The organism is Streptomyces sp. BE20, from assembly GCF_036322525.1.
In the GTDB taxonomy this organism is placed as follows: Bacteria; Actinomycetota; Actinomycetes; order Streptomycetales; family Streptomycetaceae; genus Kitasatospora.
Map to the genome: position 1 here is coordinate 175905 of NZ_JAQYWW010001090.1, position 22796 is coordinate 198700.

Consider the following 22796-nt stretch of genomic DNA (forward strand, 5'->3'; position numbering starts at 1 on the left):
ACTGTGGTGGTATCTCCCACAACGCGGGACGATGCAAAGAAGAGGCAAAGGGCATTGACCTTGGTAGAACCCGGTGACTACCGTGGTCGCACCCATACGTGTACCACCCGGAACGTCATTCGAGGCGATTCACGACATCGCACCGCAGTCGGCTGGCCGAACCGGTCGGACCAGGTTCCGGCCGCTACCGGGAACACCGGCCGACCGGGCGGCACGCCGTGGGGAGGGCGGCAATGGCGCGACGCAAGAATGCGATGCCATCGGCGGCACCGCACTACGAACTGGCCCAGTGGCTGCGCGCCCTGCGCGCGGAGTCCGGCCTCACCTACCGGCAGATGGCCGGCCGGATCACCCGGTCCGGGTGCTCCTCGGCCACGCTGTCACGGGCCGACAGCGGCTCCGCACTGCCCCGGCTGGGGGTGGTCGAGGCGTACGCGGCGGCCTGCGGGGCCTCGGTCCGCGAGGCGCGGCAGCGCTGGGAGCGGGCCGCCACCGGAGCGGGCACCGCGGCGGCCCGCGCCGACCGGCGGCCGGACAGGGCGCCGCCGGGCGGCCGGGCCCGCCGGGTCGAGCTGGTCTACGAACCGGCCCACCTGCTGGAGGCCATGCACCGGCTGCGGCTGGCCGCCGGGCAGCCCTCGCTGCGCGAACTCCAGGAGCGGGCCCGGACGGGCGGCTTCGGGGCGCTGCCGCGCAGCACCCTGGCGGACGTCCTGGCCGGGCTCCGGATGCCCTCGGAGCCGCTCCTGGTCACCTACGTCCGCTGCTGCGGCATCCCCGGGGACCGGATCGCCGCCTGGCGCGCGGCCTGGTTCCGGGCGGTCGGTTGTTGCGGGCCGACGGCGGTGCCGTCCGCGGACGCCCGGGTGCGCTCACTCGGACTGCACCGGCGCCGCTACGGCGGTCAGGAGCCGGCCGCGGCGAGCGCCTCCGCGTAGAGGGCGGCGACGGTGTGGTCGAAGTAGGCGCTGTACGAGGTGTCGGGGGTGTCGCCGCCCTCCTGGTAGCCGCCGATGGTGCCGACGACCCGGCCGGTGGTGGTGGAGATCCACGGGCCGCCACTGGTGCCGCCGGGGTAGTCGGGGCAGTCGACGACCCGTTGGTAGGCGCTGTGGCGGCCGGTCACGCTGGTGCAGAGGAGCGGCTCCTCGCTGCCGGACGGGTAGCCGTAGAGGCGGACGGTGGTGCCGAAGTCCTCGTCGGTGCCGAGCGGGTTGGCGCCGACCACCTCCTCGACCCGGTGGCCCGAGGCGTCGGCGGCGGTCTCCAGGACGGCGAAGTCCTCGTCCGGATCGCCGTCCCGGGACCAGCCGGTGGTGGTGTGCACGGCGGTGACCCGCCAGGTGCCGTACGGGGCCCGGCCGTCGCGGTAGCCGGGGGCGAAGGTGACGCCGGCCGGGTCGTCCAGGCAGTGGGCGGCGGTGAGCAGCAGGTTGCCGGTGCTGCTGTGCAGCACGCTGGCGGTGCAGAAGTGATTGCCCGGCCGGACGCCTCCGGTGAACAGTGCGCCGACGGTGGCCGCTTCGGCCGTGGCGGGCGCGACGGCGGTGGTGCCCGGCGCGGTCGCGGCCGGGGAGTCGCCGGCCGGGGAGTCGCCGACCGGGGAGGGCGCGGCGGTGGCGTCCGTCGGTGCGGGCGGGTCGGTGGCGGCCGGGGAGGGCCCGGCGGCGTCGGCGGTCACGGGGGCGGGCGAGGCCGCTCCGGTGGCGGCGGGGAGTTCGGGCGCGGCCGGGGCCGCGGTCGCGAACGCCGGGGCGGGCGGCCGGGCGGCGGTCGCCTCGGAGGTCGCTCCGTGGCTGCCCGCGAGGACGGCGGCGGCGGTGAGGACGGAGAGGGCCGTGGTGACCACCGCGGCGCGGGCCAGGAGGCTGCGGCGTGGTCGGTGGCGGCGGTGCTGGCCCATGCCCGGTCGGCTCCTGCCCTGGTCGGTGACGGTGGCGGCGGCGGTTCGAGAACGCTCCGACTATGGCGGTCGGAGCTGGGAGAGCGGTGATGCACGGCTGGGAGCCGGATGAGAATTCAGCCGGTCGCCGTCACCCGGCCGCCCGCGACCGCCGGATCGCCCACCGCCCCGCCCCCGCCGGGGAGGCAGGAGCGGGGCGGGGTGGACGGGAACCGGGCCGGGCCGGACCGCCGGAGGGTGACTGCGTGACCTCGCGGCGGGCCCGGGCGGGACCGGGATCGGGATCAGGAGGCGCGCTGCCGCGGACCCGGCGCCTGCGCGCCCGCCGTGGCGGTGGCCTCGGCGGCGCCGCCCGCCTCGCCGGCGGCCTCACCCGGCGCCGGCCGGTGGTCGATCATCAGGAACGCGATCAGCGCGGCCACCAGCAGGATGCCCATCGCGACCCAGGTGGCCACCACGTAGCCGTGCACCGCGCCCTGGGCCTGGACCCCCGGATCGGCCGAGATCCGGGTGGCGAGGTAGCTCGCGGTGGCGCTGGCCGCGATGGTGTTGAGCAGTGCGGTTCCGAAGGAGCCTCCCACCTGCTGGGCCGAGTTGATGGTGGCCGATGCGGCGCCCGCCTCGCTGGGCGCGACGCCGAGGGTGGCCAGGCTCATCGACGGCATGAAGACCAGGCCCATGCCGAAGCCGAGCAGCAGTTCGGCGGGCAGCACCATGCCGGCCCAGGGGCTGTCCACCTTCATCTGGGTCAGCCAGGCCATGCCGGCGGCGGCGAGCAGGAGCCCCGGCCCGATCAGGTTGCGGGACGGCACCCTCGTCATCAGCCGGGCCGCGAACCCGGTGGAGGAGATGACGATGGCCGCCGTCATCGGAAGGAAGGAGACGCCGGACATCACCGGCGAGAACCCCTTGATGACCTGGAGGTAGTAGGTCAGGAACAGGAACAGGCCGAACATCCCGATCATGGCCAGGCCGATCGAGAGCGCGCCGCCGCCGCGGTTGCGCTCGGCGACGATGTGCAGGGGCAGCAGCGCGTGTTCGGTGCGCTTCTCGACCAGGACGAACACCACGAGCAGGGCGACGCCGAGGATCAGCGAACCCAGCACCAGCCAGTCGCCCCAGCCCCGGGTCACCGCCTCGGACGTGCCGAACACGATGGCGAGCAGGCCGCCGCAGCCGAGCACCGCACCGGGCAGGTCGAGTTTGATCCGCCGGCCCTTGCCGATGTGGTCGCGGGAGAGCACGGAGAAGGCGGCGAAGGCGGTGACCACCGCGATCGGGGTGTTGACGAACAGGCACCAGCGCCAGTTCAGGTACTCGGTGAGCAGCCCGCCGGCGAGCAGGCCGATCGCGGCGCCGCCGCCGGCGATCGCGCCGAAGATGCCGAAGGCGGTACTCCGTTCCTTCGGGTCGGTGAAGGTGGTGGAGAGCAGCCCCAGGGCCGAGGGAGCGAGCAGCGCGCCGAAGGCGCCCTGGAGGGCGCGGGCCCCGAACAGCATCTCCGGGCCGGTCGCGGCGCCGCCGATCGCGGAGGCGAGGGCGAAGCCGAGCAGGCCGACGGTGAAGACGCGTTTGCGGCCGAAGAGGTCGCCGAGCCGGCCGCCGAGGAGGAGCAGACCTCCGAACGCCAGCGTGTAGGCGGTGATCACCCACTGCCGGTCGGCGTCGGATATGCCGAGGTCCTTCTGGGCCGACGGGAGGGCGATGTTCACGATGGTGATGTCGAGGACGATCATCAACTGGGCGATCGCGATGACCGCCAGGGCCCACCAACGGCGGGGGTCCGGCGTCTCATGACGGGTGGCAGCAGTGGAAGACACTGGGGGAGCCTTTCCGGAGGGGTGCGGAGAGGTCACGCAGTCGACTTCCAGCCAAACGCGCGTTCGGGCGGATGGCAAGGAAAAAGCTCACCAAATAGGGTGAAACAGGACCAAAGAACCAGAGGTGCGGGACCGGAGGACGAGCGGCTCCCGGGCCGGAGGACGGACGCCCCGGGCCGGACGCCGACCACGTGCTCAGGACGGCCCGAGGACCCGGGAGACCTCGGGACCGGACGGCCCGGGGCCGGAACGTGCGGGGCCCCCGGGGCTGACACCCCGGGGGCCACCGAGCGGTCCCGCGCCTCGGGCGCGGGGTCCGCCGCGCCTACAGCGCCGACAGCTCCGCGACCAGGTCGTCCAGGCCCAGCGAGCCCTGCGACAGCGCCGCCATGTGCCACGCCTTGAGGTCGAACACCTCGCCGCGCGCCTCGTGCGCCGCCCGGGCGGCGGCCCGGCCCCGCAGCCAGGCGCGCTCGCCCAGCTTGTAGCCGATCGCCTGGCCGGGCATGCCCAGGTAGCGGACCAGCTCGCTGTCCAGGAAGTCGGCCGACAGCCCGCAGTACAGGCCGAAGAACTCGCGCGCGGCGTCCGGCGCGACCGGCTCGCCCGCCCGGTACGGCGAGTCGGCCGGGAAGTCGAGGCCGGCGTGCATGCCGATGTCGACGATGACCCGCAGCGCCCGCATCATCTGGGCGTTGAGGTAGCCGAGCCGGTGGCCCGGGTCGGTCAGGTAGCCCAGCTCGTCCATCAGGCGCTCGGCGTACAGCGCCCAGCCCTCCAGGTTGGCGCTCACCCCTCCGACGCTGACCTGGTAGGTGGAGAGCCGGTCGGCGACGTAGCTCCACTGCGCGAGCTGCAGGTGGTGGCCGGGAACGCCCTCGTGGTACCAGGTCGAGACGAGGTCCCACTGGGGGAAGCGCTCGCGACCGAGGGTGGGCAGCCAGGTGCGGCCGGGGCGGGTGAAGTCCAGCGAGGGGGCGGTGTAGTACGGCGCGGCGGCGCTGCCGGCCGGGGCGATCATCGACTCGACCCGGGTGATCGGCTCGGCCAGGTCGAAGTGGGTGCCCTGGAGGTCGGCGATCGCCCGGTCCATCAGGCCCTGGAGGTAGGTGCGGGCGGCCTCGGCGCCGTGCAGCGCTGGGCCGTCGCTCTCCAGCCACTTCATGGCCTCCATCGGAGCGGCGCCGGGCCGCACCTTCTCGGCCTCGGCCTGCATCTGGGCGTTCAGGTCGTGGAACTCCTCCCAGGCCCACGCGTACGCCTCGTCGAGGTCGAGGTCGGCGCCCGTCCAGTAGCGGACCCAGCGGGCGTAGCGCTCACGGCCGGCGGTGTCGGAGACGTCGGCGGCGGCCGGACCGTAGACGTCGCGCAGCCAGTCGCGCAGCTCGGCGAGCGCCCCGGCGGCGGCCACGGCGTGCTCGGCGAGGCCCGCGCGCAGCGCCTCGGGGGCGTCCTGGACCAGCTCGCCGAACCAGCCGCCGGGCACGTCGCCCGCCAGCCACTCGCCCAGCTGGCCGGCCACGGTGGTGACCTGGCGGGGGCCGGAGAGCAGGCCGCGCCGGATGCCCTCGTCGAGGGTCTCGCGGTAGCCGGTGAGCGCGGCCGGTACCCGGGCGAGACGGCGGCCGAGGACCTGCCACTGCTCCTCGGTGTCGGTGGGCATGAGGGTGAAGACCTCGCGCACGTTGTGCACCGGCGAGCCGAGGTTGCGCACCGCCCGGTAGACCTCCCCCGCGTCGTGCACGGCGAGCTCGGCGGTGAGCCGCTCGCGCAGCAGGCGGGCGCAGCGCCGTTCGGCCTCGTCCCGGGGGGTGCCGGCCGCCTCGGCCGCGTCCAGTGCCGCCTCGGCCGCGTCGAGCCGGGCGAGGGTGCGGCGGCCCAGCGCGGCGATCGTCTCGGCGCCGGCCGGGGAGAGGTCGGGAAGGCGGTCGTCCTCGGGGTTGAGTCCCAGGTACACCGCGGTCAGCGGGTCGAGCTCCGCGAGCTCCCGCACGTGGTCGTCCGCGATACGGCGGGGGGTGGTGCCGTCGGAGGTGATCAGTTCAGCCATCCGGACATCATTTCGCGGCCGGAGCCGATTGCAAGCCCCTGACGAGTGGCATGGACCGGCCAATTCGGACGAACGACCGGTTTTCGCCGGAACGTTCAGCCGGGCAGGTGGCGGATCCGCCACCTGCGCAGGGCCGCACCCGGATCCCGGACCGGCCGTCCGCGCGCGAAGCGGAAGAAACAGAGGCCGATCAGAACGGCGCTGAAGTGCCCGAGATCCGTGAACGTGTGCGAGACGGCGAGCGGCAGACCGTAGAAGAGCAGCACCCCTCCCCCGTACACCGCGCGCCAGCGGCCGGCGAACCGGTAGGTGAGCACGGCGACCACGCCGGCCAGCGCGTACGAGACACCGACGTCCACGGTCTCGGCCATGCTCCGCTGCAGGCTGCCCCGGACGATCCCCCAGGCGACCACGCCCTCGCTCACCAGCGTGGCCAGCACGTGCGCGGCCGCGGCGACCGTGAACCAGCGCAACGTCCCCAGCCAGCGCTCGGCGTTGGCGTGGAACAGGGTGAAGAGGACGGCGTACGACGGCCAGCTCGCCTGCTCGGTCCAGAGCGCGCTGGCCACGAGGGCGTGCACCGGCCGCTCGCGCAACTGGTCGAGGTTGGTCGAGCGAGCGGCCAGGAACCAGTCCAGGGTGGCCGGGTCCGTCCGCGCCACCACGAAGCTGGTGACCCCGAGGAGCAGCAGCCACAGGTACGTCCCGGGGGCCGAGCGGACCCACCGCACCACCCCGCGCGGCAACCCGCGCAGCCCGCCGGCCCGGCTCCCCCGTCCCGGCGACTGCGCCATCCGGCGGGCCCTCCTCGGTAGCGCGGACGATCGGTCCCATCCTCGGTGGTCGCGCGGCAACCCGCCTCCGGACCGGTCCGCCCGGCACCGGGCCCGCGACGTCCGCAAACGCCCGTTCGGAAGATCGGTGCACGGCCGGATCCCATCCGGCCCGCGGCGACTACGCTGGCCGCCATGGAAGCCAGCTCAGCGCCCGTCCCGCCCGCACCCGAGCCGGCCCGGCCGCGGCGGGCCGGATACCGGCGGCTGCCGGTGCAGCAGCGGCGGGAGCAGCTGATCGAGGTGGCGCTGGAGCTGTTCGCCACGCGGCCGCCCGAGGAGGTCGGTCTGGACGACGTCGCGGAGGCCGCCGGGGCCTCCCGGCCGCTGGTGTACCGCTACTTCGCGGGCGGCAAGCAGCAGCTGTACGAGGCCGCGCTGCGCAGCGCGGCCGAGGAGCTGACCGGACGGTTCGCGGTACCGCTCGCCGGCACCCCGACCGAGCAGCTGTCGGCCGTGCTGGAGCGGTACTTCGCCTTCGTCGAGGAGCACGGCGCCGGCTACTCGGCGCTGCTGCGCGGCGGTTCGGTGGTGGAGACGGCGCGGACCTCGGCGATCGTGGACGACGTCCGGCGGGCCGCGCTGAAGCGGACACTGCGGCACCTCGGGGTCCGCGAGGCCGGACCGCTGCTGACCCTGCTGGTGCGCTCGTGGATCGCGGTGGTCGAGGGCGCCTCGCTGAGCTGGCTGGACGAAGGGCGGGCGCTGCCGGTCTCCGAGCTGCGGGAGTGGCTGGTGGACCAGTTCGTGGCGATGGCCGCGGCGTCGGCGCTGCACGATCCGCAGACCGCCGGGGTGCTGACCGCGCTGCTGGCCCTGGAGGGCGAGGACTCGCCCCGGACGGCGCGGCTGCGGGAGATCCTCTCCCCGCACTGACCCGCCTCCGGGTGCCCGGTCTGCGCGTGCTCTGCCTGCCTGTGCCCTGCCTGCGCGTGCCCTGCCCGTGCCGCGTCGGACCTCCGCCCCGGACCGGCCGGACCCTCTGGCCCTCCGGTCCGTGCGCCGCCGACCCCGAACCCCGACCTCCGACCCCCGTGCCAAGGGTCGGGTGCGCGGACGCTCAGGCCTTGCCGAGCACCTGGCGCTGCCGGCCGAGCCCGTCGATCTCGATCTCGACGATGTCGCCCGGCGCCAGGAAGGGCGTGCCCGGGCGGCCGAGGGTGACGCCGGCCGGGGTGCCGGTGACGAGGACGTCGCCCGGCTCCAGCACCATGAACCGGCTCGCGTAGCGGACCAGCTCCAGCACCGGGAAGATCATCTGCCCGGTGGAGCCGTCCTGCCGCAGCTCACCGTTGACCCAGAGCCGCAGCGGGAGCCGCTGCGGGTCCGCCACCTCGTCCGCCGTCACCAGCCAGGGCCCGAGCGGGGTGAAGGTCTCCGCCGACTTGCCCTTGTCCCACTGGCCGCCGCGCTCGAACTGGAACGCCCGCTCGGTGACGTCGTTGGCGATGGTGTACCCGGCTATCACCCCGGCCGCCGCCGCGTGGTCCTCCAGGTAGCGGCCGGTGCGGCCGATCACCACCGCCAGCTCCGCCTCGTAGTCCGTCTTCTCGCCGCCGCGCGGCACCAGCACCTCGTCGTACGGGCCGACCACGGTGGAACTCGGCTTGAGGAAGATCACCGGCTCGTCCGGGACCGGCGCGCCGGCCTCGGCCGCGTGGTCGCGGTAGTTGAGCCCGATGCCGACCACCTTGCCCGGCCGGGCGACCGGCGCGCCGACCCGCCGGCCGGCGATGTCGGTGACCGGCAGCCGCCCGGCCGTCACCGCGCCGGCCAGTTCGGCCAGGCCGGCGTCGTCCAGCCCGGCGAGGAACCCGCCGTCGATGTCCGCGGTCACCCCGGAGAGGTCGTACGCGGTGCCGTCCTGACCCAGCACGACCGGGCGCTCGGCGCCCGGCGGGCCGACACGGAGGAGCTTCATCTGAGCCTCACCATCAAGTTCGTCGCAGGTCACCGGGGCGGTCGCGGACCGCGCCGGCCTCTTGTCCAGGAGGTATATCAACGGCCCGCACCCCGGGACCAGACCGTCCCGGTCGGCGAAATCCTCCCGACCCGCCCGGGCCCGGGCCCCGCCTTTCGGCCGCCCGCACGGTTGACACCCCCGGGCATCCCACGGGCCCCCACCGGACACCCCTCCGGACACCCCTGCGGACACCTCGCCGCCACCCCGCCGTCGCCCGGGCAGCGCCCTCCCCGCCCGCCGTCACGCCGACGGCGAACACCCCACGCCCGAGGCGAACACGAGGACTGAACGACCGCCCCGCGGTCCAGGATTCCCGCATGGAGACCACCCGCATACGCCCCGAACTGACCCTCATCACGCTGGACTTCGGCCTCGTCTACCTCTGGCGCGACGAGGACGGCACGCTGACCCTGGTCGACACCGGCATCGCCGGCCAGGCCGACGCGATCGAGGCGGGGATCCGCGCCGTCGGCGCCGACCCGGCCGCGCTGCGCACCGTCGTGCTCACCCACTACCACGAGGACCACATCGGCTCGGCGGCCGAGCTGGCGAAGCGGCTGGGCGCCGAGGTGGTGGCGCACCGGCTGGAGGCACCGGTGATCCGCGGCGAGCAGGACGAGGCGCCGTTCGTGCTGAGCCCCTTCGAGCAGCAGATCTGGGACAGCCTCCCGCCGCGTCCGCCGGCCCCGCCGTGCGAGGTGCACCGCGAGGTCGAGGACGGCGAGGTGCTCGGCTTCGGCGGCGGCGCGGTCGTCGTGCACGTGCCGGGGCACACCGCCGGCTCGATCGCCCTGCACCTGCCCGGCCCCGGCGTGCTGTTCACCGGGGACGTCGCGGCCAACGTGGACGGCCGGACCATGCCCGGCGTCTTCAACGCCGATCCGGCCCTGGCCGTCGAGTCGTTCCGCCGGCTGGCCGCGCTGGACTCCCGGACGGTGCTGTTCGGACACGGCGACCCGGTCGTCGAGGACGGCTCAGCCGTGCTGCGGCGTGCCGTCGAGCAGCTGGGCCAGCACTAGCGGCCGGGCCGGGCCGGGGCCCGCGAGCAGGGTCTCGCGCTCCCAGCGGTCCAGGTCGCGTTCGACGTCTGCGCGGGCCCGCTCGTGGCCGTCCAGGGCGGGCACCAGGTCGCGCAGCAGCGCGACGGCCGCCCCCGGGCTGCCCGAGCGGGCCAGCCAGAGCGCCAGGTCGTGGCAGGTCCGCAGGGTCCGCGGGTCGGCCGGTCCGAAGGCCCGGGCGAACGCGGGGATCAGCGCGGTCAGCTGCTCGACGGCCCGGTCCGGCGAGCCGGCCGCACCGCGCCGCCAGGCGTCGTCGGCCCTGGTCCGCAGCTGCTCCGGGTCGGGGCCGAGCCTGACGTCGCGCAGCCGTCGGCGGACCTCCGCCGCGTCGGCGGGCCGGTCGGCCGGGTCCTTGGCGAGCAGCTGCAGGACCAGCCGGTCGAGCGCCGGGTCCGCGGTGCGCAGCGGCGGCGGGGCCTCGTTGAGGTGCTGGAACATCATGGTGACCGCCGAACCGGCGTTGAACGGGCGGCGGCCGGTGGAGAGTTGGTAGAGCAGCACGCCGAGCGCGTACAGGTCCGTCCGGGCGTCGATGTGCCCGCCGGCCCAGCACTCGGGCGCCAGGTACGGCGGGGTGCCGATGACCACGCCGGTGGAGGTGAGCCCGCTGCCGGACTGGGTGAGCAGGCGGGCGATGCCGAAGTCCAGCACCTTGGCCTCGCCGGTGTCGGCGATCATGATGTTCTCGGGCTTGATGTCCCGGTGCACCACGCCCGAGCGGTGCGCGGCGTCCAGCGCCTTGCAGACCTGCCGCACCCACTTGAGGGAGAGCGTCAGGTCGGGGGTGCCGTCGCGGAGCAGCGCGGAGAGCGGACGGCCCCTGACCAGCTCCATCACCAGGTAGTGCGTCCAGCGGGAGCCGTCCTGCACCCGGCCGTAGTCGTGCAGGGTGACGATGTGCGGGTTGGAGAGGCCGCCGACGGTCTTGGCCTCGCGGACGAACCTGCTGACCGCCTCGTCGTCGGTGGCCTTCTCCTCGGAGAGCACCTTGAGCGCGACCGCCCGGCCGATGGTCTCGTCGTAGGCGGCCCACACCACGCCGAAGCCGCCCTGACCGAGCTCCCGGTCCAGCCGGTAGCGGCCGCCCACGACATCGTCCGCCTTCATGCCTTCCCCCAAGTCCGCCGGAATCGAACGCCGTTCATCCTGACCGGGTCACGATAGCGGTGGGGGAAGGCAGGGAGGTGAACGGGTCAGACCTTGGGCTTGGGCAGGCCGACCGGATTGACCTCGGAGGTCGGGACGGCCTCGGCGTCCAGGCCCCAGCGCTTCAGCACCTGGCCGTAGGTGCCGTTCTTGATGACCTCGTTGATCGCGCCGTTGAGTGCCTGGACCAGGCCGTTGTCCTTCTTCGTGGTGGCCCCGATCTTGCCGAGCACGTCGGCGCCGCCGCCCGAGTAGGTGCCGATCACCTCGGTCTCGCCGGTCTGCACGCCGTGGAAGGCGGCCACCGGGTTGGGGCCGACGTAGGCGTCGATCCGGCCGGAGGAGAGCGCCAGGTAGTAGTCGGACGAGCTCTGGAAGTACTTGATGTCGGCGGCCTTCAGGCCGTTCTTGACGTTCTCCTCGTTCCAGGAGATCAGCAGCTTCTCCTGGTTGGTGCCGGACGAGACGGCGACGGTCTTGCCCGCGATGTCCTTGGGCCCGGTGACCTTCCAGCCGCTGCCCTTCTTGGCCTCGAAACCGAGGATGTCGAGGCGGTAGGTGGCGAAGTCGTACTTCTCCTTGCGGGCCTCGGTGACGGTGATGTTGGAGATGCCGACGTCGTACTTGCCGCTGTCCAGGCCGACGAAGATGTTCTCCCAGGAGACCGGGTTGAACTCGACCTTGAGGCCCAGCACGTTGCCGACCAGCGAGGCGATGTCCGGCTCGACGCCGATGATGGTCTTGTCGTCGTTGGCGTAGAAGTCCAGCGGCGGGGTGGTGCCGAGCGAGTCGACCACGGTCAGTGTGCCCCGCTTTCTGATCTCCTCCGGCACCAGCGCCGCGATGGCGTCCACCTTGGGCGTGGTCACCCGGTTCTGGTCCGGGGTGAGGTTCACCGTGGTGCCGTTCGGCGCGGTGCTGCCCTTCGCGGGGGCGAGTTCCGCCGTCGCGTCCGAGGAGCTGCCGCAGGCGGCCAGGGTGAGGGCGGCGGCGAGCGCGGCGGCGGCGGTCACGAGGGCGCGACGGGGTAGGGACATGGCGGAACTCCTGCGGATGGAAGGGGGTCGTTCGGGAGGGTGGTCGTTCGGAGGACCTCGGCTCGGAGGACCTCGGCTCGGAGGACCTCGGTTCAGAGGACCTCGGTTCAGAGGACCTCGGTTCAGAGGACCTTGGCCAGGAAGGCCCTGGTCCGCTCGTGCTGCGGGTCGTCGAGGACGGCCGCCGGGGAGCCCTGCTCGACCACCAGGCCGTCGTCCATGAAGACCACGGTGTCGGCGACCTCGCGGGCGAAGCCGATCTCGTGCGTGACCACGATCATCGTGGTGCCGCCCCGGGCGAGATCCTTGATGACGTCGAGCACCTCGCCGACCAGCTCCGGGTCGAGCGCCGAGGTGGGCTCGTCGAAGAGCAGCACCTTCGGGTCCAGCGCGAGCGCGCGGGCGATCGCCACCCGCTGCTGCTGGCCGCCGGAGAGCTGGCGCGGGTAGGCGTCCTCCCGGTCGGCCAGGCCCACCCGGTCGAGCAGTTCCCGCGCCCGGGCCCGGGCCTCGGCCTTGGGCCGGCGCAGCGCGCTGACCGGCGCCTCGACGATGTTCTCCAGCACCGTCAGGTGCGGGAAGAGGTTGAAGTTCTGGAAGACGAACCCGATGTTGGTCCGCTGCCGCAGGACCTCGCGCTCCTTCAGCTCGTGCAGCCGGTCCCCCGACCGGCGGTAGCCGATCAGCTCGCCGTCGATCGCCACGAAGCCCCTGTCGAGCTTCTCCAGGTGGTTGATCGACCGCAGCAGGGTGGACTTGCCGGAGCCGGACGGACCGAGCACCACGGTCACCGAGCCGACCGCGACGTCGAGATCGACGCCGCGCAGCACGGTCTGCGGGCCGAAGCTCTTGTACAGGCCGCGGACCTGCACCATGGGCTCCGCGGCGGGGGCGGGCTTCTCGACGGCGGTGGTCACGAGCGTCCTCCGGGGGCGGTCTCGACGGTGCTGGTGCGGGCCCGCAGGCCCTGGACGACTGTCCGGGCCCGCTGGAGCGGAGTGGGCGGCGGGGTCCGGTCGGCGCCCCGGGCGAAGTAGCGCTCGACGTAGTACTGGCCGATCGACAGCACGGTGGTGAGCAGCACGTACCAGACGGTGGCGACCATCAGCATCGGCACCACCCGGCCGGTGCGTCCGTAGACCACCTGGACCTGGTAGAAGAGCTCGCCGATGGCCATCACGTAGACCACCGAGGTGCCCTTGAAGAGCGAGATCACCTCGTTGGCGGCGGACGGCAGGATGCCGCGCATCGCCTGCGGCAGCACGATCCGCCACGCCTGGCGCCAGCGCGGCACGCCCAGCGCGGCGGCGGCCTCCCGCTGGCCCGCGTCGACGGCGATGATGCCGCCGCGGATGATCTCGGCGGCGAACGCGGCCTGGTGCAGCCCGAGGCCGAGCACGGCCGCGCCGAGCGCGCCCAGCACGCCGATCGTCTCGAAGTCGCCGAAGGTCGGGCCGAACGGGATGCCGATGCCGAACGTCTTGTAGAGGTACGACAGGTTGAACCAGAAGACCAGCTGGACGATCAGCGGGATCGAGCGGAACGCCCAGACGTACGCCCAGGCGATGGACTGCAGGATCGCGCTGCGGGAGAGCCGCATCGCGGCCACCACGGCGCCCAGCAGGAAGCCCAGCAGGGTTCCGTAGGCGGTGAGTTCGACGGTCCGGCCGACCGCCCGCAGGATGGTGTCGGCGGAGAAGTAGACCCGGAACGTCGCCCAGTCCCAGCCGGGGTTGGTGGCCAGCCCGTGGGCGAACTGGGCGAGCACGACGAGCGCGGCGACGCCGGCCGCCCAGCGCCAGGGGTGCCGGGCGCGGACGGTGCGCAGCTCGGCGAGTTCGCCGAGGTCGAGCGGGGCGGTGTCCGGTCTGCCCGCGGACTTCCCGGGGGCGGCCGGAACGGCCGGGGTCGTGGTGGTGACGGTCATGGTGGGATTCCTCCAAGGGCCCCGGGGCCCGGACAGGGGGTCACGCGTGCTCGGGCGGGCTGATCTGGGACTCCTTGATGGCCGAGTCGGCCACCCCCCACTTCTTCAGGATCCGCTCGTAGCTGCCGTCCTTGATCAGCTGGTTGACCGCCGCCTGGAACGCCGGGGTGAGCGTGGAGCCCTTCTTGAACGCGAAGCCGACGTCCAGCCGGTGGAACTCCCCGAGGAACTTGGTGCCGGACGCCTCCTGGGAGGCCTGGTAGCGCAGACCGTTGATGGTGGACATCGAGATGTCCACCCGGCCCTGCTGGAGGCTGGTCAGCGCGGCGCCGGCGTCGCTGAACGCCTTCACCTCGTAGGGCTTCTTGCCGGCGTCGGTGCAGACGTTCTTCTTGGCGTTGAGGGTGGTCTCGAAGGTGGTGCCGGCGCCGGTGCCGATGGTCAGGCCGCACAGCTGGACCAGGTCGGTGACCGGCTGGATGCTCGTGTTGTCCTTCTTGACCGCGAAGCCCTGGCCGTCGTCGATGTAGGTGACGAAGTCGATGGTCTTCAGCCGGGTCGCGGTGACGCCGAAGTTTCCGGTGCCGACGTCGTACTTGCCGCTGCCCAGCGCGGGGAGGATGGTCTCGAAGGCGGCCTCCTCGCGCTGCACGGTCAGGCCGAGCAGCTTGGCCACCGCGTCGGAGAAGTCGATGTCGAGCCCGGCGGCCTTCTTGGTGGCCTGGTCGGCGTAGAACGCGCTGGGCGGGGCACCGAACGAGGAGCCGAACTTGACCGTCCCGGCGGCGCGGACCTCCGCGGGCAGCAGGGCGGCGGCGGCGTCCGACTTCTTGAGGCCGGAGATCAGGTCCTCGGCGGCGGCGGAGACGGCCTGCCCGCCGGGGCCCGGCGTGCCCCCGCTCTTCGGGTCCGAGCCGCACGCGGCCAGCGCCAGGATCGGCAGCAGGGCGGTCGACGCGAGCAGGCGGCGGGCGGTGGTGGTTCTCACGGGGGCTGGTGCCTTTCGGTGCTTCGGTGCTTCGGTGCGGGACTCGGCTTCGGTGCCGGGCGCGGCTTCGGCGCGGGACGGTGTCTCGGTGCGGGACTCGGCTTCGGTGCGGCTGGGTGCTCCGGTGCGGCTGGGTGCTCGGGCGGTGCAGCGGTGAACCGGAGCGGTCGGGCTCACCGCAGGTCCTTCTCGAACGGCAGCGGGCCGATGGTCAGCGGGTCGGCTCCGACGTCGAACTGCGGGGTGTAGCCGGTGGCCAGGTACAGCTCCTTGGCCTCCGGCTGGAGCGGCCCGGTGGTGAGGAAGATCCGGCTGTAGCCGACCGCCGCGGCGGCCCGCTCCAGCTCGACCAGGACCCGGCGGGCCAGGCCCCGGCGGCGGTGCGCCGAGTGCGTCCACATCCGCTTCACCTCGGCGGTCCGCTCGTCGTACCGCTTGTACGCGCCGCCCGCCACCGGCTCGCCGTCCTCCAGGAGGATCAGCAGCACGCCGTCCGGCTCGGTCCAGCTGTCGGCCGGGTAGCGGGTCATCTCGCTGTGCGCGGACGGTCCGTACCGGCGGACGTACTCCTCGGTGAGTTCGCGCAGCAGCGGCTCGACGAGCGGGTCGTCGATGGTGACCCGGCGGACCTCGACGTCGAGGCCGGTGCCGGGGCCGGCGCCGCTCACGCCTGCACCGCGATCAGCTGCTGCCGGTCCCGCTCGTCCCGCTCGGCCCTGGCCGCCTTCTCGGCGTCCCGCTTGGCGACCTCCTCGCGGACGATCGGGATCACGTGCCGGCCGAAGTCGATGGTGTCGCCGATCAGGTCGTAGCCGCGCGCCGAGAGGATGTCCACGCCGAGGTCGTAGTAGTCGAGCAGCGCCTGGGCGACCGTCTCCGGGGTGCCGACCAGCGCGTTGGAGTTGCCGGCCCCGCCGGTGGCGGCGGCGGTCGGGGTCCACAGCGCCCGGTCGTACCTCTCACCGGCCTCGGCGATCTCCAGCAGTCGCCGGGAGCCGGTGTTCTCGGGGGCGGTGCCCTGCGGCTGCCCGCGGCGGACCAGCTCGCCGCCCTCCCGGCGGGCCTTGATCGCGTCGACCGTCCGGTGCGCCTTCTCCCAGGCCAGTTCCTCGGTCGGCGCGATGATCGGCCGGAACGCCACCTGGATCCGCGGCACGTCGCTCCGCCCGGCGGCCCGCGCCGCCTCCTTCACGCGCTCGATCTGCTCGGCGGTCCGGGCCAGCGGCTCGCCCCAGAGGCAGAAGATGTCCGCCTCGGCACCGCCGGCCGCGTAGGCCGCCTCCGAGGAGCCGCCGAAGGAGACGCCCGGGCGCGGCTGCTGCACCGGGAAGACGTCGGAGACGAAGTCGTTGAACCGGTAGTACTCGCCCTCGTGGTCGAAGGGCTCCCGGCTGGTCCACGCCTTCTTGACGATGCCGATGTACTCCCGGGTGCGGGCGTACCGCTCGTCCTTGGTGAGGAAGTCGCCCTCGCGCTGCTGCTCGTGGTCGTTGCCGCCGGTGATGAAGTGGACGGTGAGCCGGCCGTCGCTGATCCGGTCGAGGGTGGCGAAGGTCTTGGCGGCGAAGGTCGGGTAGGACACGTTCGGCCGGTGGGCGAGCAGGATCTGCAGCTTGTCGAGGCGCGAGGCGAGGAAGGCCGCGGCGGGTGCCGGGTCGGGGGCACCGGCGCCGTAGGCGAAGAGCACACGGTCCCAGCCGTGGTCCTCGTGGGCGCGGGCCAGCCGCAGGGTGTAGTCGCGGTCGAAGGCGGCCGTGGTGCGGGCGGTGGTCTCCGAACCGTCGCCGGTGGCGGCTATGCCGAGGAATTCGACGGGCATGGTGGTGGAACCTTTCGGGTCGTGCGCGGTCCGGTGGGCTGCGGGTGGGCAGGCCGGAGAGGGCCCTGGCGGGGCCGGGCCGTGGTGCTGGACGGGCGCGTACGGGGTGGTGGCGGTGCGGTGGCCGGGTGGGCGGGTCCCCGGTGAACGGGTCGCGGGTGAGCGGGACCGCCCGGGTGTGCGGGGTGGCGTGCATGACCGGTCGGCCGGGGCGAGAGGGGAGACTGCCGGAGCGCAGAGCTGGGGAGGAGAGGGGCGGCGGCAGCGTGCGCCAAACGAACCGTCAGGTGACGACGGCTCTCCCGGCCCGCGACGGGGCACCGAGGGAAGGTCCTCCGCAGGAGGACGGGGCCGGCTGGACGGCCCGCTGCCGGGTCAGCCGCGACACGCCGCGGACCACACTCGACCGAAGTCGATGTGGTCGCGGGTGACCAGGGGCTGCTCGGCGTACATGGACCCAAGTTGAGCAGTGAACCATGCATGGCGTCAACCACCCTCCATTACCGCTCTGTTGCGATCTCCTGTCGCCCCGCGACGCGTCCCGGGGCCCCGGCGCACCACCCTTGACAGCCGCCGATCGCTCATGCGTACGATCACGGAGGAGTGCAGTGCAGGGCCGGCCGTGTTGAGGGACGCGGGCCGGCCGCAACGGCCGTACGTGACCACGCCGTGCCCCCCGCCTGCCCGCATCTCCGCCCTCCCGCCTGGAGCCTCCGCATGGCCACCCCGCAGGACGTCCTCCCCGCTCCCGCCCTCACCGCCACCACCGCCGCACCACCACCGGCCACCGCCACCGACGCCACGGCGGCCGACGCCCGGATCGTCGCCCGCCGCCGGACCGGCCAGTGGGTCTCCGCCGCCGTCGCCCTGCTGGTCTTCGCGATGGTCGTCAACTCCCTGGTCCGCAACCAGGCGTTCCAGTGGGACGTGGTGGCCGACTGGTTCACCGCCACCTCGGTCCTGAACGGCCTCACCCTGACTCTCTGGCTGACCGCCGTCACCCTCGCCCTCGGCTTCGTGCTCGGCACCGTCCTCGCCACCATGCGGCTCTCCACCAACCCGGTGCTGCGCACGCTCAGCTGGGTCTACATCTGGATCTTCCGCTCCACTCCGGCGCTGGTGCAGCTGCTGCTCTTCTTCAACATCGGCGCGCTCTACCCGACCCTGGGCATCGGCATCCCGTTCGGCCCGGAGTTCCTCACCGTCAAGACCGTCAACCTCTTCGGCCCCACCCTGACGGCCGTCGTGGGCCTGACCCTGCTGGAGGCCGCGTACGCCGCCGAGGTGGTGCGCGGCGGGATCCTCTCCGTCGACCGCGGCCAGCTGGAGGCCGCCTCGGCGCTCGGGATCGGCCGGCTGCGGGTGCTGCGGCGGATCATCGTCCCCCAGGCGATGCGCTCCATCGTGCCCACCGCCGGGAACATGCTGATCAGCGCGCTCAAGGGGACCAGCATCATCAGCGTGCTGGCCGTCTCCGACCTGCTCTACTCGGTCCAGCTGGTCTACCTGCAGTCCTACCAGGTCATCCCGATGCTGATGGTCGCCACCATCTGGTACATCGTGATCACCACCGTCCTCTCCGTCGGCCAGTACTACGTCGAACGGCACTACGCGAAGGGCGCCACGCGGGAGGGCCTGCCGCCCACTCCGCTGCAGAAGGCCCGGACCGCGTACCGGCGACTGCGCGCCGCGGCGGACGCCGACACCGGCGGCGCCGACACCGGCACCGGCACCGGCCCGGGCTCCGGTCACACCTCCGCGAAGGGGACGGCCCGATGACCGCCGAGAGCACCCTGGTCGTCGTCGGCGCCGGCCCGCGCGGCACCGGACTCCTGGAGCGGATCGCCGCCAACGCCGCCGAGCTGCTGCCCGCCGACCGCCCGCTGCACATCCACCTGGTCGACCCGTACCCGCCCGGCGCCGGCCGGATCTGGCGCCACGAGCAGTCCCCCCTGCTCCGGATGAACTCGATGGCCGAGGACGTCACGATGTTCACCGACGAACGCTCCACCATCGACGGACCGGTCCGCCCCGGCCCCTCCCTCGCCGAATGGGCCTCCCACATCGAGGAGTTCGAGCCCTACCGGGAACTGACCGACCCGACCGTGCTGGCCGAGCTGCGCACCCTGGCGCCCACCGACTTCCCCACCCGGCGGGCCCAGAGCGCCTACCTGGACTGGGTGTTCCGCCGCGCCGTCGCCGACCTGCCGCCGCACGTCACCGTCACCGTCCACCGGGACACCGCGCACCGCATCGAAGGGCCGGTCGACGGCCCGCAGCTCATCCACCTCACCGACCGGGTCCTCACCGCCGACCACGTCGTCCTCACCCTCGGCCACCTCGACTCCGCCCCGGACCCCCGGTACTCCGCCGACGCCGAGTTCGCCGCCCGGCACGGCCGCTACCACCTGCCGCCCGCCTTCTCCGCCGACGCCGACCTCGACGGCATCGCCCCCGGCGAGCACACCGTGCTGCGCGGCTTCGGGCTCGCCTTCGTCGACCTGGTCTCGCTGCTCACCGAGGGCCGCGGCGGACGCTTCGACCGGACCGACGACGGCCTGGTCTACCGCCCCTCCGGCCGGGAGCCGGTGATCCACGTCGGCTCGCGACGCGGCGTGCCCTACCACTCCAAGACCGACTACCGGCTCCAGGGCCCGCGCGCGCCGCTCCCCCGCTACTTCGACGCGACCGCCGTCGACGCCCTGCTCGACCGGCCCGGACCGATCGAACTACGGCGCCAGGTCTGGCCGTTGATGGCCAAGGACATCGGCTTCGGCCACTACCACGAGCTGTTCCACGCCCACCCGGAACGCACCGCGCTGCCCTGGGCGGACTTCCTCGCCGACTACGACGCCCACGACTGGTACTCCCCCGAACTGAGCGCCCTGGTCGAACGCGCCGTCCCCGACCCGGCCGACCGGCTCGACCTCGAACGCCTCGACTTCCCCCTCGCCGGCCTCGAACTCGGCAGCGACGAAGAACTCCAGGCCCACCTGCGCCGCTACATCACCGAGGACGTCGACCGCCGCGCCGACCCCGCGTACAGCGCCGACCTCGGCGCCTTCCTCGCCCTGCTCTCGCTCTTCGGCCAGCTGCCCCGGGTACTCGCCTCCGGCCGACTCACCGCCCGCTCGGTCGCCGAGGACGTCGACGAGTGGTTCTTCGGCTACTTCAGCTACCTCGCCTCCGGGCCGCCCGGCTTCCGGCTGCGCCAGCTGCTCGCGCTCTCCGAGGCCGGCGTGGTCCGCTTCCTCGGCGCGGGCGTCAGGGTCGAACGGGACGAGGCCGGTGGCACCTGGCGGGCCTCCGGCGCCACCGTGCCCGGCCACACCGTCACCGCCACCGCGCTCGTCGAGGCGTACCTGCCCAAGCACGCCCTGACCCGCACCCGCGACCCCCTGCTGCGCGACCTGCACCGCACCGGGCGCATCGTCGAGGAGGTCGTCACCGACGAGGAGTACACCCACCGCTCCGGACTGCTCACCATCCGGCCGGGTGACAGCCGCGTCCTCGACCCGGCCCTCGACGACGGACCGCACCCGCGCCGCACCGCTCTCGGCCCGCACACCAGCCTCCGGGCCGCCGCCGCCTTCGCCCGCCCGCGCACCGACTCGCCCGGCTTCCGCCAGAACGACGCCGCCGCACGGGCCCTGCTCTGCACGCTGGCCCGGACCGGCTCGGCCGTCGCGGTCTGAGCGCCCCGGTGGGAAGGGGGGCGGACCCCGGTCCCGCCCCCTCCCCACCGGGCTCCGCGCGCCGGCCCACGCGCGCACGCCGACGGGCCGCCCGCGACGCGTCCCACCTGCGGCCTTCTTCCTCCGACCGCCCGGCGCGTCCTAGCATGACGGCCGTCGCGCCGGCCCCCGTCACCCGAACGGATGGAAGGATGGGCTCAGGCCCCCGCGAAGGAGCTGCGGGCCGAACGATCCGAGGAGCGCAGTCATGGCCAAGCAGGCCCCGCAGAGCGATCCGGCGCAAGACGCCCCCCGGGTGTCGGCGCCCCAGCACGCCGCGGCCGGGCTGCCCGCCGTCGGCCACAGCCTGCGGATGGCCGCCGAGCAGATGGGCGCCCGCCGCACCCTCTCCACCCTGCTCAAGGTCAACCAGCCCGACGGCTTCGACTGCCCCGGCTGCGCCTGGCCCGAACCGGGCAAGACGCACACCGCCGAGTTCTGCGAGAACGGTGCCAAGGCCGTCGCCGAGGAGGCCACCGAACGCCGGATCCGCGCCGAGTTCTTCGCCGCCCACCCGGTCGCCGAACTGGCCGGGCGCTCCGGCTACTGGCTCGGCCAGCAGGGCCGCCTCACCGGTCCGATGCTGCTCGACGAGGGCGCCACCCACTACACCCCGGTCTCCTGGGACGACGCCTTCGCGCTGATCGCCGAGGAGCTCCGCGCCCTGGACACCCCGGACGGCGCCGCGTTCTACACCTCGGGCCGGACCAGCAACGAGGCCGCGTTCGCCTACCAGCTCCTCGCCCGCCGGCTCGGCACCAACAACCTGCCGGACTGCTCCAACATGTGCCACGAGTCCTCCGGCTCGGCGCTCACCGAGACGCTCGGCGTCGGCAAGGGCAGCGTCAGCCTCCAGGACCTCTACCAGGCCGACCTGATCATCGTGGCCGGCCAGAACCCCGGCACCAACCACCCCCGGATGCTCTCCGCCCTGGAGCGGGCCAAGCGCGCCGGCGCGGCGATCGTCAGCGTCAACCCGCTGCCGGAGGCCGGCCTGGAGCGGTTCAAGAACCCGCAGCAGGCGCGCGGCCTGGTCGGCCACGGCACCAAGCTCACCGACCTCTTCCTGCAGATCCGGCTCGGCGGCGACCTCGCCCTGTTCCGGGCGCTCAACCAGCTGATCCTCGACGCGGACGGCGTCGACCGGGCGTTCGTCGACGAGCACTGCCACGGCTTCGACGAGTTCGCCGCCGAGGCCCGCCGGACCACCCGCGAGGAGGTGCTGGCCGCCACCGGCCTGCCCTGGGCGCAGATCGAGGAGCTCGGCCGGCTGGTCCTCGCCTCGAAGAAGGTCATCGTCTGCTGGGCGATGGGCCTCACCCAGCACAAGCACTCCGTGCCGACCATCCGCGAGGTGGTCAACTTCCTGCTGCTGCGCGGCAACGTCGGCCGCCCCGGCGCCGGCGTCTGCCCGGTGCGCGGCCACAGCAACGTCCAGGGCGACCGGACGATGGGCATCTTCGAACGCCCCTCGACGGCCTTCCTGGACGCCCTCGGCAAGGAGTTCGGCTTCGAGCCGCCGCGCGAGCACGGCCTCGACGCGGTCGACACCATCCGGGCGATGCGCGACGGCAAGGTCGGGGTGTTCTTCGCGATGGGCGGCAACTTCGTCGCCGCCACCCCGGACACCGACGTCACCGAGGCGGCGATGCGCCGCTGTCGGCTGACCGTGCACGTCTCCACCAAGCTCAACCGCTCGCACGTGGTCACCGGCGCCCGCGCCCTGATCCTGCCCACCCTCGGCCGCACCGACCGGGACGTCACCGCGCGCGGCGCCCAGTTCGTCAGCGTCGAGGACTCGATGGGCCAGGTGCACTCCTCGCGCGGCGGCCTGCGCCCGCCTGCGCCCGGGCTGCTCTCCGAGGTGGCGATCGTCTCCCGGCTGGCCCGCGCGGTGCTCGGCCCCCGGGACACCGTGCCGTGGGAGGACTTCGCCGCCGACTACGACACCGTGCGGGACCGGATCGCCCGGGTGGTCCCGGGGTTCGAGGACTACAACGACCGGGTCCGCCGCCCCGGCGGCTTCACCCTGCCGCACGGCCCGCGCGACTCCCGGACCTTCCCGACGGCGACCGGGAAGGCCAACTTCACGGTCAACCCGCTCACCGCCCCGGAGGTCCCGCCGGGCCGCCTGCTGCTGCAGACGATCCGCTCGCACGACCAGTACAACACCACCGTCTACGGCCTCGACGACCGCTACCGGGGCATCCGCGGCGGGCGCCGGGTCGTCCTGGTCAACCCCGAGGACGCCGCCGGGTTCGGTCTCGCCGACGGCGCGTACGTCGACCTGGTCAGCGAGTGGAAGGACGGCGTCGAACGCCGCGCCCCGCACTTCCGCGTGGTCCACTACCCCGTCGCCCGCGGGGGCGCCGCCGCGTACTACCCGGAGACCAACGTCCTGGTCCCGCTCGACTCGACGGCCGACATCAGCAACACGCCCACCTCCAAGGCCGTCGTGATCCGCTTCGAACCCGACTCCGGCGCGGAGGTCTGACCACCGCGCACCTCCCGCAGT

18 protein-coding genes are annotated in these 22796 nt (G+C 73.6%); 6 read left to right on the plus strand and 12 right to left on the minus strand.

What is annotated here, in order from left to right:
* Positions 1-233: 233 nt before the first annotated feature.
* A complete protein-coding gene (locus tag PUR61_RS32320; protein ID WP_329883052.1) occupies positions 234-938 on the plus strand; it encodes a helix-turn-helix domain-containing protein in 705 nt (234 codons plus the stop codon).
* On the opposite strand, the gene PUR61_RS32325 is transcribed toward PUR61_RS32320, so the two are convergent.
* The 4 genes from PUR61_RS32325 to PUR61_RS32340 all read right to left on the minus strand — a co-directional run bounded on the left by PUR61_RS32325 (position 905) and on the right by PUR61_RS32340 (position 6567).
* The gene (locus PUR61_RS32325) at positions 905-1903 is read right to left on the minus strand and encodes a trypsin-like serine peptidase (protein ID WP_329883053.1); all 999 of its coding nucleotides are present in this window, start codon (positions 1901-1903) and stop codon (positions 905-907) included. The genes PUR61_RS32320 and PUR61_RS32325 overlap by 34 nt on opposite strands.
* 284 nt (positions 1904-2187) lie before the next feature.
* Positions 2188-3723, minus strand: a complete 1536-nt coding sequence (locus tag PUR61_RS32330) for an MFS transporter (protein ID WP_329883054.1) — start codon at positions 3721-3723, stop codon at positions 2188-2190.
* Positions 3724-4048: 325 nt separating this feature from the next.
* Entirely contained in the window at positions 4049-5773 is a 1725-nt protein-coding gene (locus PUR61_RS32335) for a DUF885 domain-containing protein (protein ID WP_329883055.1), read from the minus strand.
* 95 nt (positions 5774-5868) lie between these two features.
* Positions 5869-6567, minus strand: a complete 699-nt coding sequence (locus PUR61_RS32340; protein WP_329883056.1) for a rhomboid-like protein — start codon at positions 6565-6567, stop codon at positions 5869-5871.
* Positions 6568-6741: 174 nt separating this feature from the next.
* Here PUR61_RS32340 and PUR61_RS32345 point away from each other — a divergent pair, with 174 nt between their 5' ends.
* Positions 6742-7482 carry a TetR/AcrR family transcriptional regulator gene (locus PUR61_RS32345; RefSeq protein ID WP_329883057.1) on the plus strand — a complete coding sequence of 247 codons (741 nt, stop codon included), beginning with the start codon at positions 6742-6744 and terminating at the stop codon, positions 7480-7482.
* 184 nt (positions 7483-7666) lie between these two features.
* Here PUR61_RS32345 and PUR61_RS32350 read toward each other — a convergent pair whose 3' ends face one another.
* Complete coding sequence (locus PUR61_RS32350) at positions 7667-8527, minus strand: fumarylacetoacetate hydrolase family protein (RefSeq protein WP_329883058.1); 861 nt, start codon at positions 8525-8527, stop codon at positions 7667-7669.
* Between the two features lie 359 nt (positions 8528-8886).
* Between PUR61_RS32350 and PUR61_RS32355 the strand changes: the two genes are divergently transcribed.
* The gene (locus PUR61_RS32355) at positions 8887-9588 is read left to right on the plus strand and encodes an MBL fold metallo-hydrolase (RefSeq protein ID WP_329883059.1); all 702 of its coding nucleotides are present in this window, start codon (positions 8887-8889) and stop codon (positions 9586-9588) included.
* Here the strand turns inward: PUR61_RS32355 and PUR61_RS32360 are convergent.
* From PUR61_RS32360 to PUR61_RS32390, 7 genes are all read right to left on the minus strand, one after another.
* Positions 9544-10737 (minus strand): serine/threonine-protein kinase, encoded by a 1194-nt coding sequence (locus PUR61_RS32360; RefSeq protein ID WP_329883060.1) that lies wholly within the window; start codon positions 10735-10737, stop codon positions 9544-9546. The genes PUR61_RS32355 and PUR61_RS32360 overlap by 45 nt on opposite strands.
* Positions 10738-10823: 86 nt before the next feature.
* Positions 10824-11813, minus strand: a complete 990-nt coding sequence (locus PUR61_RS32365) for an ABC transporter substrate-binding protein (RefSeq protein ID WP_329883061.1) — start codon at positions 11811-11813, stop codon at positions 10824-10826.
* Between the two features lie 122 nt (positions 11814-11935).
* Entirely contained in the window at positions 11936-12688 is a 753-nt protein-coding gene (locus PUR61_RS32370) for an amino acid ABC transporter ATP-binding protein (protein ID WP_329883208.1), read from the minus strand.
* A gap of 38 nt (positions 12689-12726) precedes the next feature.
* A complete protein-coding gene (locus tag PUR61_RS32375) occupies positions 12727-13740 on the minus strand; it encodes an amino acid ABC transporter permease (protein ID WP_329883062.1) in 1014 nt (337 codons plus the stop codon).
* A 40-nt stretch (positions 13741-13780) separates the two neighbouring features.
* Positions 13781-14728, minus strand: a complete 948-nt coding sequence (locus tag PUR61_RS32380; protein WP_329883063.1) for an ABC transporter substrate-binding protein — start codon at positions 14726-14728, stop codon at positions 13781-13783.
* Between the two features lie 173 nt (positions 14729-14901).
* Positions 14902-15396, minus strand: a complete 495-nt coding sequence (locus PUR61_RS32385) for a GNAT family N-acetyltransferase (RefSeq protein ID WP_329883064.1) — start codon at positions 15394-15396, stop codon at positions 14902-14904.
* A complete protein-coding gene (locus PUR61_RS32390) occupies positions 15393-16547 on the minus strand; it encodes an LLM class flavin-dependent oxidoreductase (protein ID WP_329883065.1) in 1155 nt (384 codons plus the stop codon). Before PUR61_RS32390 ends, PUR61_RS32385 begins: the two co-directional genes overlap by 4 nt.
* Positions 16548-17264: 717 nt before the next feature.
* Between PUR61_RS32390 and PUR61_RS32395 the strand changes: the two genes are divergently transcribed.
* From PUR61_RS32395 to PUR61_RS32405, 3 genes are all read left to right on the plus strand, one after another.
* Positions 17265-18326, plus strand: coding sequence for an amino acid ABC transporter permease (locus PUR61_RS32395; RefSeq protein ID WP_329883066.1), 1062 nt, complete (start codon positions 17265-17267; stop codon positions 18324-18326).
* Positions 18323-20242, plus strand: a complete 1920-nt coding sequence (locus PUR61_RS32400; RefSeq protein WP_329883067.1) for an FAD/NAD(P)-binding protein — start codon at positions 18323-18325, stop codon at positions 20240-20242. The genes PUR61_RS32395 and PUR61_RS32400 overlap by 4 nt, the downstream gene beginning before the upstream one ends.
* A 247-nt stretch (positions 20243-20489) precedes the next feature.
* Positions 20490-22775: an FdhF/YdeP family oxidoreductase gene (locus PUR61_RS32405; protein WP_329883068.1), complete on the plus strand. Its 2286-nt coding sequence runs from the start codon at positions 20490-20492 to the stop codon at positions 22773-22775.
* The last annotated feature ends 21 nt before the right edge of the window (positions 22776-22796 follow it).